Source organism: Adonisia turfae CCMR0081 (assembly GCF_011009555.1).
Lineage (GTDB): Bacteria > Cyanobacteriota > Cyanobacteriia > Phormidesmidales > Phormidesmidaceae > Leptothoe > Leptothoe turfae.
In genome coordinates this window covers 4,918,539-4,930,843 of record NZ_QXHD01000004.1, presented here as the reverse complement: position 1 = coordinate 4,930,843, position 12,305 = coordinate 4,918,539, and the positions used below count along the sequence as shown (strand labels likewise).

Annotated in this window: 13 protein-coding genes; 8 read left to right on the top strand and 5 right to left on the bottom strand. The window is 46.5% G+C overall.

The genetic code is table 11. From position 1 onward, the window contains the following. The 3 genes from DXZ20_RS25135 to DXZ20_RS25125 all read left to right on the top strand — a co-directional run. A partial coding sequence (locus tag DXZ20_RS25135) for an ATP-dependent Clp protease ATP-binding subunit (RefSeq protein WP_163703611.1) occupies positions 1-2,062 on the top strand: 2,062 nt, incomplete at its 5' end. Positions 2,063-2,578: 516 nt separating this feature from the next. Next, on the top strand, positions 2,579-3,079 hold the full coding sequence (locus tag DXZ20_RS25130; protein WP_163662278.1) for an orange carotenoid protein N-terminal domain-containing protein: 501 nt from the start codon (positions 2,579-2,581) through the stop codon (positions 3,077-3,079). 13 nt (positions 3,080-3,092) lie between these two features. Then, positions 3,093-3,518, top strand: coding sequence for a nuclear transport factor 2 family protein (locus DXZ20_RS25125; RefSeq protein WP_163662276.1), 426 nt, complete (start codon positions 3,093-3,095; stop codon positions 3,516-3,518). Position 3,519: 1 nt separating this feature from the next. Here the strand turns inward: DXZ20_RS25125 and DXZ20_RS25120 are convergent, their stop codons facing one another. Continuing rightward, a complete protein-coding gene (locus DXZ20_RS25120; RefSeq protein WP_163701812.1) occupies positions 3,520-3,957 on the bottom strand; it encodes a hypothetical protein in 438 nt (145 codons plus the stop codon). 108 nt (positions 3,958-4,065) lie between these two features. Between DXZ20_RS25120 and DXZ20_RS25115 the strand changes: the two genes are divergently transcribed. The 3 genes from DXZ20_RS25115 (at position 4,066) to DXZ20_RS25105 (ending at position 6,980) form a co-directional block, all read left to right on the top strand. Beyond that, a complete protein-coding gene (locus tag DXZ20_RS25115; protein ID WP_348918724.1) occupies positions 4,066-4,857 on the top strand; it encodes a fatty acid desaturase in 792 nt (263 codons plus the stop codon). A gap of 167 nt (positions 4,858-5,024) precedes the next feature. After that, positions 5,025-5,681: a HEAT repeat domain-containing protein gene (locus DXZ20_RS25110; protein WP_163701807.1), complete on the top strand. Its 657-nt coding sequence runs from the start codon at positions 5,025-5,027 to the stop codon at positions 5,679-5,681. A 171-nt stretch (positions 5,682-5,852) separates the two neighbouring features. Then, positions 5,853-6,980, top strand: a complete 1,128-nt coding sequence (locus DXZ20_RS25105) for a site-2 protease family protein (protein ID WP_163701805.1) — start codon at positions 5,853-5,855, stop codon at positions 6,978-6,980. Here DXZ20_RS25105 and DXZ20_RS25100 read toward each other — a convergent pair. Beyond that, the gene (locus DXZ20_RS25100; protein ID WP_163701803.1) at positions 6,940-7,107 is read right to left on the bottom strand and encodes a hypothetical protein; all 168 of its coding nucleotides are present in this window, start codon (positions 7,105-7,107) and stop codon (positions 6,940-6,942) included. The genes DXZ20_RS25105 and DXZ20_RS25100 overlap by 41 nt on opposite strands. 43 nt (positions 7,108-7,150) lie before the next feature. Between DXZ20_RS25100 and DXZ20_RS25095 the strand changes: the two genes are divergently transcribed. Then, complete coding sequence (locus DXZ20_RS25095; RefSeq protein WP_163701801.1) at positions 7,151-7,294, top strand: chlorophyll a/b-binding protein; 144 nt, start codon at positions 7,151-7,153, stop codon at positions 7,292-7,294. A gap of 56 nt (positions 7,295-7,350) precedes the next feature. Here the strand turns inward: DXZ20_RS25095 and DXZ20_RS25090 are convergent, their stop codons facing one another. Continuing rightward, a complete protein-coding gene (locus DXZ20_RS25090) occupies positions 7,351-7,557 on the bottom strand; it encodes a hypothetical protein (RefSeq protein WP_163662262.1) in 207 nt (68 codons plus the stop codon). Between the two features lie 395 nt (positions 7,558-7,952). Between DXZ20_RS25090 and DXZ20_RS25085 the strand changes: the two genes are divergently transcribed. Continuing rightward, positions 7,953-8,321: a rhodanese-like domain-containing protein gene (locus DXZ20_RS25085; protein WP_163662260.1), complete on the top strand. Its 369-nt coding sequence runs from the start codon at positions 7,953-7,955 to the stop codon at positions 8,319-8,321. Between the two features lie 14 nt (positions 8,322-8,335). On the opposite strand, the gene DXZ20_RS25080 is transcribed toward DXZ20_RS25085, so the two are convergent. Further along, a complete protein-coding gene (locus DXZ20_RS25080; RefSeq protein WP_163701799.1) occupies positions 8,336-11,500 on the bottom strand; it encodes an efflux RND transporter permease subunit in 3,165 nt (1,054 codons plus the stop codon). A gap of 102 nt (positions 11,501-11,602) precedes the next feature. Then, positions 11,603-12,305: efflux RND transporter periplasmic adaptor subunit (locus DXZ20_RS37800; RefSeq protein WP_250565920.1), on the bottom strand; the 703-nt coding region annotated here is incomplete at its 5' end.

Below are 12,305 nucleotides of genomic sequence, written 5' to 3'. Positions count from 1 at the left end.
GGTCAAGCTCCGTATCGCAATTATTCGAGCAGTGGGTGAACGGATGCCTGTACCCACTGCCGGTAGTCGAGACGCTAGTGGCTTTAAGGGAAAAGCGTTGGAAGAGTTTGCCACTGACCTGACGAAATTAGCTGCCGAGGGCAAAATTGACCCGGTTGTTGGCCGCAGTCAGGAGATTGAGCGCGTTGTTCAGATTCTAGGTCGTCGTAGCAAAAATAACCCAGTACTTATTGGTGAGCCTGGTGTGGGTAAAACAGCGATTGCTGAGGGATTGGCTCAACGGATTATCAACCAAGATGTGCCGGAATTGCTTCTCGACCAGCGGGTGTTGAGTCTAGACATTAACTCATTAGTAGCGGGCACTCGATTTCGCGGAGACTTTGAAGAACGCCTCAAGCAGATTGTGGCTGAGGTTAACAAGGCTGGCAATATCATTTTTCTCATCGATGAAATTCATACCCTGGTGGGAACAGGTGGCATGGAAGGTGGCATGGATGCAGCCAACATGCTTAAGCCGGCTTTGGCCCGAGGTGAACTGCAGTGTATCGGTGCCACTACCCTCGACGAATATCGCAAGTACATTGAGAAAGATGCAGCTTTAGAGCGACGCTTTCAACCTGTAATGGTTAATGAACCTAGCGTTGAGGAGACGATTGAGATTCTGAAAGGAGTGCGATCTAGCTATGAGCAACATCACAATTTGCTCATTTCCGATGATGCTCTGGTGGCTGCTGCAAAATTGTCAAATCGTTATATCGCAGATCGCTATTTACCCGACAAGGCGATTGATTTAATTGATGAAGCGGGTTCCTGTGTGCATCTGCGTCATTCTCAGACGTCTTTAGCCAAAGAACTTAAGCAGTCTCTTCGTAAAATTATCTGGGATAAAGATGCTGCGGTAAAAGCTCAGGAATTTGATCGGGCTAGTGAGTTACGGGATCAGGAACTGGAACTGGAAGCTAAACTGCAAAATCTTAATGAGAACAGAGCTGCTACAGATACACGCCCTGTGGTGACAGTGGAGGATATTGCGCAGGTAGTGGCCTCGTGGACAGGTGTTCCAGCTAACCGGATTACTAAATCTGAGTCTGCCATGTTAATGAAGCTGGAAGAAACCCTACATCAGCGCATCATTGGTCAAGAAAACGCAGTGAATGCTGTTGCTAAGGCTATTCGGCGGGCCAGGGTTGGCTTAAGCAGTGAGCAGCGACCCATTGCGAGCTTTATTTTCTGTGGCCCTACTGGTGTCGGTAAAACTGAATTGACTAAGGCCTTGGCTGATAGTGTGTTTGGTGCTGAGGATGCCATTATCCGCTTGGATATGTCGGAATATATGGAGTCCCAATCAGTCGCTAAACTGATTGGCTCCCCTCCAGGATATGTGGGCTATGGCGATGGTGGTCAGCTGACAGAGGCTGTGCGACGTAAGCCCTACACAGTGGTCCTATTTGACGAGATTGAGAAGGCCCATCCAGATGTTTTCAATCTGTTGCTGCAGCTGTTAGATGATGGCCGATTAACTGACTCTCAAGGTCGTGTCGTGGATTTCAAAAACACTGTCATTATCATGACTTCAAATATTGGCTCCCGTGCCATTGAGAAGCAGGGTACGGGTATTGGTTTTGACATGATTGATGGAGATCTGGCTACGGCCCAATATACGCGCACCCGTGAGCAGGTCAATGATGCTCTTAAATCCTCTTTCCGACCTGAGTTTCTCAACCGTCTGGATGAGATTATTGTCTTCCATCAGCTTCAGCGTAGTGAGGTCAAACAAATTGCGGATATCTTGCTACAGGATGTGGCCAAGCGCTTAGTTGAACAGGCAATTAAGATTGAGGTCACCGAGGCCTTCAAGGACAAACTTGTTGTGGAAGGATACGACCCGAGCTACGGTGCACGTCCCCTAAGACGGGCGATTACTCGTTTGGTGGAAGACAGCTTGGCTGAAGCTCTTCTGGCTGGTGACATTCGTGCCGGTGAAACGGCTGTTCTTGATGTAAATGATGATGGCCAGGTAACAGTTCAGCGGGAGCGGGCATTAGCTCTTGTCAGCGGCTGATAGCAAAAGGCCCTAGACTGCCCAGGGATAGGGCATAAGGTTTTGGATTGGGTTGAGTTCAGTGCTGACTAACCATAGATGTTTTCTATGGATTAATCTGCCGAGAGTGTGGCAATGATTGTTTACATTGCGTTACACTTTCTATAGAAAGTTAGGAAGCAGTTCCATGAAGTCTACAAATTGCATTAACATCCAAGGTCCTGTTTGAGTAACTTTGTAATTAGGCTAGACGACTTACAAGAACAGCGGTTTAGCTTTAATAGATAGGCTGAATAATTTGATGATCCACTGGCCGGAATTGTGGCTTTGTTCTCATTTTGTTTACAGCTTTTGCCGAGTACTTTGTTTAGGTTTTGTTCCCTCATTAAGCAGACGGTATTAAGCGCCGATTTATCTGTGGACTTTTGATGTTGTTGTCAATGGTCTATTTGATAGTTGTGTACCAGTCTTCATGGGCTTTTAAAGACATCATTGATTTTCCCAATTGTCATACATTAACTAAGGAATTATTCAATCATGACATTTACTACAAGCACTTTTTCTAGTCAGTCTGTTAGTTTATTGGATGCTGTTCCAGCGACTGTTGCTGCATTTAAGCGCTTATCTACGGATGAGAAGCTTGGTGTACTTTGGTTTATTTATAAGGCGATGGGGAATGGTTCTGTTACGCCAGCTGCCACAGGGGCTGCCCGTCTGCAATTTGCTGAAGGCTTGCTCAGTCAGGTGAAGGCATTGGGGCCTGACGGTCAAATGGCTTTTATGCAAGATTTGATTGCTCAACGTAAGACATCCATGACCCAAGCCTATGGTGTACTAACTAATAACACTAAGCTTGCTTTCTGGTACCAGTTGGCAGAACTCATGCGCTCAGGAGATGTGATTGGAGTACCGACCAATTACGTACTTTCTCGCAATGCCAATGATATGTACAATCGCATTGTTGCCTTAGACTTTGGTCAACAGATTACGGTCTTGCGTCAGATTGTTGTCAATATGGGTTACGACTCATTTGCTTAGAGGGTTGACCAAGATGGCAACGATACACCTGATCGACCAGCAACTTGCAGATGCTACTGGGTTAGATAACCAATCTGAAGTGGTTTTGCGGTACTTTACACTGTTTAATCGCGGTGAGTATCAGCAGGTTGCTAATCTCTTTACTGTTGAAGGGAGTCTTTATCCGCCTTTCGAGGCCCCTGTTATCGGGCCAACTCAAATAAGAGATTATTTGGTTAAAGAGGCGGATGGAATGTCAGTTTCTCTGTTGGGTGCTGAAACATGTCAATTGGACAGTGAACGTCTGCAAGTTGACGTTCGCGGTAAAGTCACAGCGCTGGTTTTTAAGGTGAATGTTACCTGGCGCTTCATTTTGGCAGCAGATAACAAAATCGAGTCAGTTCGTATCAACCTTGTTGCAACTTTAGAGGAGCTTTTAAAGTTGCGACCTGAGAGTTAATTTAAGCAACGCTGGATAGCTCCCATGATTGGATCAGGGTATCACGCCCCAGGGCAATGTCTTGGGGCGCACACCGCCAGTCTGGGTGGGCTGTCAATAAAAAAGCTTCAACTGTTTCACGATCAAATAAATGCCAAGCTAAGGCACCGTTAACAGGGTGTGGGATAGCGTAGAGATTACTTGTCAGATAGTGGATGGTGAGTCGCTCCCTCGTAAACGTTGGTAGTGTCAGTGTTGCGCCAACGGGTAATGAGCGAAAACTTTGAATGGCTTCCTTCAGAGTTTCCAGTGAGGGAATCAATAGTCCTGGAATTGTGATTTTTATGGTTGTTTCACCGTCAACCTTGATCCAATAGCGACGCACTGGGTCGATGCCGATAAGCCAAGCAGACTCATCGTCCAGGGTGTAGCGGGGGGCTAAAGAAAGTTTGGACTGCATGGGATTAATCGAGCAGAGAGCGGGCATTAAATCAACAAGTACCTACCTACACCATTACTTGGCTCGACAAGAAGTGCAATCTCTTGCAATAAAAGTTAAGTGTATTTGATGTTATGTATTAAATTTTGTAACAAACTACAGATGCTGAGGTCGAACTGGATGGGATTGATGATTGCGCTTGCGATCGCGATCACTTGGCTCATCAGCCTAATAGTTCTCCTCCCACAACATTCTACCAATTATTCCCCAATACTCTTGGTCTTTTGGATCTTGTCGAGAACATTCTTGCACACGGGACTGTTTGTTATTGCCCATGATGCTATCCACGGCAATGTCTTTCCCGGTGACCCATCTAGAAATCGTTGGGTTGGTCGCCTGGCCTTAGGTCTATATGGTTTTTTGCCCTACCAAACCTGTCGCAAACTGCACTGGCAGCATCATGCTTACCCAGCCCAAACACGGGATCCTGATTTTTACTCAAAGCCCGATGGCCATTTGATTCGGTACTTTATACGCTGGTATGGTAGCTTTATGAGGAATTATTTGACTCCTCGTAATCTAGCTGTTGTAGTAACTGGCATTGTCCTGACAACAGTTTCTTTAGTATTTCTTGCCAAGATTAATAGTCAAAATCTTATTTTGTTTTGGCTTGTTCCCTGGATTCTCAGCTCATTGCAGCTATTTACGTTTGGTATATTTTTGCCTCATCATCATGATGATGACCAAAGCAACAACAATGTTCATCAGACTCGAAGTTACTACTATCCAGTGCTTTTCTCCTTGCTAACTTGCTATCATTTTAGCTATCACAGGGAGCATCATGCCTACCCTGAAGTTCCCTGGTACCAGCTACCTGATGTAGCGATGGCCGATGGTTATCCTGAGCCTTTTCTCCCATAAAAGAACGACGTTGCTGCTCCTCGGGAAAATTTAACCTGAAAAGTGTCAATTTATCCCCTCATTCAGCAACGGCAAAAGAACCACATTGACGTTTCCAACTCTTCAATATCTCGTTGTCTTTTTGTAAAGAAATGTAAGGTGGTCATATACCCACCTCAAAAAAATCCATGAACTTTCCTCAGATTCAAGCCTTCCTTGACAGCCCCAACCCGCAATTGCGGATGAAAGCCATTGCTGAACTTCATCATCATGAGCCTGCCGCCGTTGTGCCGCTGCTAAAGCAACGAATGAATGATGGTAAATTTCTCGTACGCTCCTTTGTGGCAATGGGACTGGGACATAAGCGAAATAATGAAGCGTTTGAAGCCCTGCTTAGCATACTTAACAATGAAACCGATCATAATGTTGTTGCCGAAGCCTCTAATTCACTCGCCAAATTTGGAGCCCAAGCACTTCCTCATCTCATAGCTGTGTTTGAACAGAATTCAAACTGGTTGGTACGGCAGAGCATTTTTGGTGCTTTAGAAGATTTGGATGATCCTGAGGTTCTCCTGAAATTATGTCGATTAGGAATTCAAGGGGAAGATCTTACCGTCAGAATGGCCGCGTTAACTCAGCTGAGAAGACTTAAGGAAACCTATAAACTTTCAGAAGCGTTGAATCTTGCCCTGGCAGCGGCAACCGACGATAATGGCTTGGTTCGAACAAGTGCTGCTAGGACTTTGAGACACCTTGGTGGACCTGAAGCTCAAGCGATGTTAGACAAGCTGCAACAGGATTCTGACTATCGTGTGGTTAGAGCTGTTCTAGAAGGACTCTTGTAATTACTGCCTGGACCGAACTCATGACCGGACGGCTATTACCCCCTAACGGATGATAAAACAATGTTTACAGTTCGTTACACTGAGGGTGAACTGGAAATAGTCCTCACAACGGTTTCAAACTGTATCGAAGAGCCGCATTATCCAGTTCCAAGTTATTGAAAGGAGACCGATATGAACGGTAATCTTCGCATTGGGAATCTGTTTGGTATTCCCTTCTTTATCAATATTTCCTGGTTTTTTGTGTTGGCCCTCACCACTCTAAATTTTGGCAGTGGTCTAGCTGCTCAGTTTCCCTGGCTGGGAGGAATGGCTCTAATTCTAGGATTGATCGCAGGCACTCTCTTATTTGCTTCTGTTTTACTCCATGAGTTGGGGCATAGTTTCGTTGCTCAACAGCAAGGTATCAAGGTCAACTCCATCACACTTTTCTTGTTTGGTGGCTTAGCAAGCTTAGATGATGAAGCAAAAACACCCTCTGGGGCCTTTTGGATTGCTGTAGCTGGTCCCCTTGTGAGTTTAGTACTGTTTGTTTTGCTAACCCTCCTAGCTAGTAGTGGTCTTGTGACTGGGCCAGTCGCTGCAGTGACTAGCTTGCTAGCCTATATTAATTTGATCCTTGCGACCTTCAATATGATTCCAGGTTTACCTTTGGACGGTGGTAATGTTCTGAAGGCTGTTGTTTGGAAAATTTCTGGCAATCGCTACCGTGGGATTCGCTGGGCCAGTCGCGCGGGGCAAATGATTGGCTGGTCAGCCATTATGCTAGGTATCCTTGCTGTTCTAGGGCTGTCTAATGCTGGTAGTTTTTGGACGTTAATTATTGGTTGGTTCATTTTGCAAAATGCTGGCCAGTCTGCACAATCGGCAACTGTTCAAGAGGCATTATCTGGCTTGACAGCCGCCGATGTAGTTCTTGAAAATAGTCCCATTGTCCATGAAAGTGATACGCTTCGTGAGCTAGCAGATACGACACTGTTGGCAAGTGGTAACAGTCGATGGCAGCGTTTTCTTGTGGAATCTGCAAATAACCAGCTAGCTGGGACGATCGATTTGGATGTACTTAAAATAGTTCCATCAGATCAATGGAGCGATCATCCGGTGCGTGACTTTCTGAAACCCGTTGCGCAAGAAATCAAGGTTCAAGCTAATCAGCCTCTGTTAGATGTTATTCGTCAACTGGAGGCTCAGGGAACTCAAGCACTGGCAGTTACCCGAGAAAATGGTGCCTTAGTTGGGCTTTTAGAAAAGGCTGAAATCATTAATCTTTTGCAGCAGAAAGCTCAATCTCAGCCAGCGTAGAAACCATAGTATAAGCATGGCTTTGCTTCTTAGCAGAATTGTTATGAAGCAAAGCCGTTTTTACTGTTTGCTTCTTAGAACACTTCCCTTCAGCCAGCGTTACCATAGAAATACCAAAATTACTCATCGTTTGTTACCGATGAGCTGCTGACTTTTCAGAGGGTTGGGGCATGAAAAATCAAGAGGCAAAATATGGTTTTACCCGGATTGCTGAGCGCTGGAATGGTCGTCTGGCAATGCTAGGCTTTACCATCGGCATTATTACCGAATTGCTTACTGGTAAAAGCATCTTGTCTCAGCTAGGCATTATGTAGTGTGACCGCATTAGGGCGCTTACATGCCTGCTTAGAATCCTATGCACCGGTACAACCTATCCTTGAATCATTTCAAGAATTAACCCTCGTTTGGCTTGCAAGTAAGATTGCATTGCATTTTGCTCATCAATACTTAAATAAACTCGGTCTTGAATCTGCTCAAGTAAGTGTCTAACAAAAAGAGCCTCAGGAAGGTTAGAAATATTCTCTGGTGAGTTTTCTAAGATTACGGACCAAAGTAACCTTAGCGTTGAAGCATCCATACTGTTTGCTCTGTTATTGCTAGGATATTTTTTTTATCATTGGGGTATTTAAAACTGGTTTGTTTAATATTTTCTTTAGCTTTCATTCTACATTAATGCTTCATAGCTGGTGTAAATGAAGCTACAAACCTCTGGCTGATGGGGTGTAAGTTCTTTTGGATATAGGTTTGGGTATATATGATTTTTTATTGCTCATTCACACTTGTGTGTATAAAAATTGGCACATATATATTTAGGTCAATGATTATTAGGTAAACAGCCACACTAAAAATTTGTAAAAGTGGATTGTATTTAATTGAAAATGTCAACTTTATAAAATCTAAATTGACTTAAATTTAGATTTCGTTACACTTGAGGGGTTGCTTCTCGTGCCAGCATCCTTTGCTGTTTAACCCATGCCTTCTGCATTTTTTCCCACCCCGCAGCCCCTCAAGCCGATTTCAACGGTATTTGATCTGAAGGATCGTTTAGATTGGGGCGAGCCTGCTCTCACTATTATTGATGTTAGAAGCAGGCGGCTTTTTAATGAAAAACGCATCTTAGGGGCCATTTCTATGCCTGTGGATGAACTTGTTGCTCGTGTTTCTGTAAGTCTTGAAAGCGATCGCGATATCTACGTTTATGGTGAAACTAACGAGGTTACATCCAGCGCTGCTACTAAGCTACGTGGTGTGGGCTATCAAAATGTTGCTGAACTGATGGGTGGTATTGGTGCTTGGCAAGCGATTTCGGGCCCCATTGAGGGGACTCTTGCGGTGTCTTAAGACTAATGTATAAATTACAAGCTCCCAGTTTCAAAGTCGTGGGCAGATTTATTTCTCCGTTCATGTGTGTATTTTGAGCGATAAATCAGACTGTAAACGGCAGGGACAAAATATAGTGCCATGATGGACGAACCGGTTATGCCGCCTGCGATCGCAATGGCCAGTGGCCGCCAAAACAATCCCCCACTGATGATTAGCGGCACAAAACCCGCAATTGTCGTAATGGTTGTTGTGATTACGTGCCGTGTGGCCTTATTTACGACTGTGGCAATGGCCTGACGATCCCCTAGTTTGGCTCTGTTATCCCCATTGAGTGCAGAGAGAACAATGACCGTGTCATTAATGGCAATACCCACCAGCCCCATACTGCCAACAATGGCCATAAAGCCCATCACAGCCCCAAATACTTTGAGTGAAAATAGGGCCATACCAACAGAGCCAATCCCCACCATTGCGACGATACCGGCCTGGCGAAATGAACCCAAGGATAACACCAGAGAAATTACCATGACCAGTGCTAGCAAAGGTACATAGAGTAGTAAGTTGCCTTGGGCCTGACTTTGTTCAGCTTTTTCTCCGCCAAACTCGAACCAATAGCCAGCCGGTAATTCGAAGTTGGCTTCGGCCAGTTTCTCCTCAAAGGCCTGTTGCACCACTGAGGGCAACACTCCAGCAGTAATAAAGCCCTGCACAATATTCACCCGCTGTTCATTTCTGCGGGCGATCTTGGCTAGCTCAGGTACTAACCTGAAGTCTCCTAGAGCAGCAGTGGATGCCCGGTTGCCTGTTCCACGCAAGTCTAAAGAGGCAATTTGACTGAGGTCTGCCCGGTCGCTATTGGCAACCCGTACTCGCACTGGCAGGTTTTCAGTCGCTTCTAGAATTGAGCCGCCAACGCTACCTTCTAAGTAGGCTTCTAGCTGCTGTGCAATGGCCGTATTGTTCAAACCTGTCTGTTGAGCCTGTTCTTCATCAATCCTCAGCCCTAGTTTGGGTAGCGCTTCTGTTAAATCATCTCGTACATAAACAACATCGGGAACACTGATAAGAATTTGTCGGGCCTGTACACCCAGTTGCCGTAGTTCTTCGATGTTGGGTCCGTAAAGTCGCAGTTCGATAGGGGCATCAAAGGGTGGCCCCTGTTCCAGTTGTTTGACCAAGACGCGGGCTGCCGGAAAAGCATTGTCTAGTTGCTCTTGGAGGTTTTTCACAATGGATGCCAGGTCTCGATTGGTGTTGAGCTGTACCATGGCCTGGGCATATTGGGCCTGGTTACGCCGGTTGCCCGTAAAGTTGTAATAGAACTTAGGCGCACTTTCTCCAATGAACCAATGCACTTCGTCGATATTGGAATTTTCCAACATGACCTGGCGAGCCTGCAACATTTGCCCACGGGTTTGCCCAATAGCAGTTTGGGGGGCAAACTCCACTTCTACCTGGAGCTGGTCACGGTCACCTGCGGGAAAAAACTGCTGGTCTAGGGTGGAGGCGGAGATAAAGCCGATGAGGGGGATGGTGAGGGAGAGTGCGATCGCAAGCAAAGGATGTTTCATTGTCAACTGTAGTGACTTGCGATACGGACGAGCTAACAATGGTGAGGAGAATCCATCTGCCCACCAGCTACCAGGCCGTAACAAAAATCTCTGTAGTGACTTAACAGGGCCAGTTTGAGTCGGATCTTGCAGCTGATGTGCCTTAGTTTGACTACGTCCTAAAACTCTTGCGGCTAGGGCTGAAATCACTGTTAGCGATAGCACCAACGATGAAATTAAAGACACAATCACCCCCAGGGCAATGCTGCCAACAAACTCTCCCGCTGCCCCTGGCAATAGATAAATGGGTAAAAACGTCATGACCGTAGTCACGGTAGATGCAAACAGCGGTACCTTAAGGTAGTCAACCGTTTTTGCCACAGCATCAATGGGGCGATGGCCGTGCTGTAGCTCCATTTGGATTTCATCTACCGCAATAATGGCATTGTCAATCAGTAACCCCAGGGCAATGATCAGTCCGGTTACCGACATCTGGTGAATGGGTACTCCAAACACTGTCATCCAGCCAAAGACTGCCATGGTGGTGATGGGCAGAGCCGTACCTACTACCAAAGCCGAACGCCAGCCCATGGTGAACAAAGTAACCCCTACCACCAGCAGGGCACCCAGTATCAGGTTTCCTAACAGCTTTCTGATTCTCTTTTCTACATAGTTACTTTGGTCAAAGACAATATCCAGGCTCACCCCCTGGGGCAACTGAGCTTCAAAGTCTGCCAGTACTGCACGCACGCTCTCAGCCCAGACATCAATGCGTATGCCCGACTCCATCATCACTCCAGCAACGATGGCAGGCTTGCCACTCACAAGCGATAAATCTGTTACCGGTTGTTGTATGCCTCGATATACCTGGGCAATGTCGCTGAGGCGAGTAAAGCGACCATCGTCAGTTTGAATAGCAATCTGGCGAATTTGGTCTAGAGTTTCTAACTCTCCTTCTACCTCAATGGCTAAATTCTGTTCGTCGCTACGAAACTGGCCTGCGGTGATCTTGGCATCACTGGTTTGAATGCGATTGGCTAAATCTTGGGGAGACAGACCCACTGCTGTCAGACTGGGGGCATTGACCTCTACTACAATTTCTTCTACAGGGTCGCCAAATAGTTCCACTTCTTCTGTCCCAGTCATTCCCCTCAGGCGTAGCGCCAGTTCTTCACTGTAGCGCCGCAAAATTGCATAGTTTGGGTCTGTCGGTAACTGCCAGGTAAGGGAGGCAATCATTGTGTAAGCTTTGACAAAAGCCTCGTCTAGCTCGGGTTCACTGGTGCCAGCGGGTAATTGTATGGCTGCGTCATCCAATTCATCTCGCACCTTGGACCATACCGGCTGAGCGTCGATAATTGATTCACTTAGCTCAACAGTCACGGTTGAGAATCCTACCCGTGAGTCAGACGAGAGAACATCGATTTCTTCGAGTTCCGATAGTTCTGCTTCAATCACTTCTGTGACTAGAGCCTCCACACGTTCGGCATTGGCTCCGGGATACGCTGTCTGGACGGCGGCGATACGGGAGACCAGTTCAGGATCTTCTTGTCGTGGCAGGGCCTGGAAGGATACAAAACCCCACACTACGACCATCACAATGGTGAGGATTAGCAGCCGGATGTTGCGGTAAAACGGTCTAACCATGGTGGCAGGTTCCTAAGGTTAATGGGGAGGGGCGCACTGTCGTGTGCCCTACGAGATATCAATCCTGCATTGAGCGCACAACTGTGCATCCCTATGGGAGTTTTATGGTTGGACTGGAGTGACTAATTGGCCTGGAACCAGGCGATGGGGACCACTGGCGACGACCATGTCATTGGGTTGGAGGGTGCCGCGGACTAGGATGCGATCGCTATCTTGATATACAACCTCTACGGATTGGGATTGCACTGTATAGTATCCTCCGTCAGAATTTTCATCTGGAACTAACACATAGCAGGTCCACAAACCCCGAATTCCCTGGGTTAGGGCTTCTGTGGGTAACCACATGCCGTCTGTGGGAATTGACGCTTGCAAATTCACCCGCACGGTTTGTCCAGTATTTGCTTGGCTAGCAGCTGCAGATTCCAATGCCAGCACAACTGTTTGTGTGCGTGTTTGCGCATCAACCTCGGGTAAAATCGACGATACTGTCGCCGAATATGGGCGTTCACCCAGATACACTGTTTTCTCATCACCGATATTTAACTGATCAATAGCACTGACGGGCATACCTACCCTGGCTTCAGGTATTGCATTTTCTAAAAGACGTATGACCGACTGACCAGCACCGACTACGGTACCTTCGTCTACCTGTTTAGCAGAAATTACACCGGCAAACGGAGCCTGTAATGTGCTTTTGGAGATGGTCACATCTAAATCTGCAATGCTGGCGTCCAACTGTTGCACCAGTGCTTGCTGAGCCATTATTTGTTCGGGGCGAGTACCGTTTTGTAACTCTTCTAGCTGA

What these genes read in the sequence shown, in the direction of transcription:
- DXZ20_RS25110 (WP_163701807.1), top strand. Translation starts at nt 5,025, where the DNA reads ATGAACTTTCCTCAGATTCAAGCCTTCCTTGACAGCCCCAACCCGCAA.
- DXZ20_RS25090 (WP_163662262.1), bottom strand. Translation starts at nt 7,557, where the DNA reads ATGGATGCTTCAACGCTAAGGTTACTTTGGTCCGTAATCTTAGAAAAC.
- DXZ20_RS25080 (WP_163701799.1), bottom strand. Translation starts at nt 11,500, where the DNA reads ATGGTTAGACCGTTTTACCGCAACATCCGGCTGCTAATCCTCACCATT.
- DXZ20_RS25130 (WP_163662278.1), top strand. Translation starts at nt 2,579, where the DNA reads ATGACATTTACTACAAGCACTTTTTCTAGTCAGTCTGTTAGTTTATTG.
- DXZ20_RS25115 (WP_348918724.1), top strand. Translation starts at nt 4,066, where the DNA reads ATGTTATGTATTAAATTTTGTAACAAACTACAGATGCTGAGGTCGAAC.
- DXZ20_RS25095 (WP_163701801.1), top strand. Translation starts at nt 7,151, where the DNA reads ATGAAAAATCAAGAGGCAAAATATGGTTTTACCCGGATTGCTGAGCGC.
- DXZ20_RS25105 (WP_163701805.1), top strand. Translation starts at nt 5,853, where the DNA reads ATGAACGGTAATCTTCGCATTGGGAATCTGTTTGGTATTCCCTTCTTT.
- DXZ20_RS25120 (WP_163701812.1), bottom strand. Translation starts at nt 3,957, where the DNA reads ATGCAGTCCAAACTTTCTTTAGCCCCCCGCTACACCCTGGACGATGAG.
- DXZ20_RS25125 (WP_163662276.1), top strand. Translation starts at nt 3,093, where the DNA reads ATGGCAACGATACACCTGATCGACCAGCAACTTGCAGATGCTACTGGG.
- DXZ20_RS25085 (WP_163662260.1), top strand. Translation starts at nt 7,953, where the DNA reads ATGCCTTCTGCATTTTTTCCCACCCCGCAGCCCCTCAAGCCGATTTCA.
- DXZ20_RS25100 (WP_163701803.1), bottom strand. Translation starts at nt 7,107, where the DNA reads ATGAGTAATTTTGGTATTTCTATGGTAACGCTGGCTGAAGGGAAGTGT.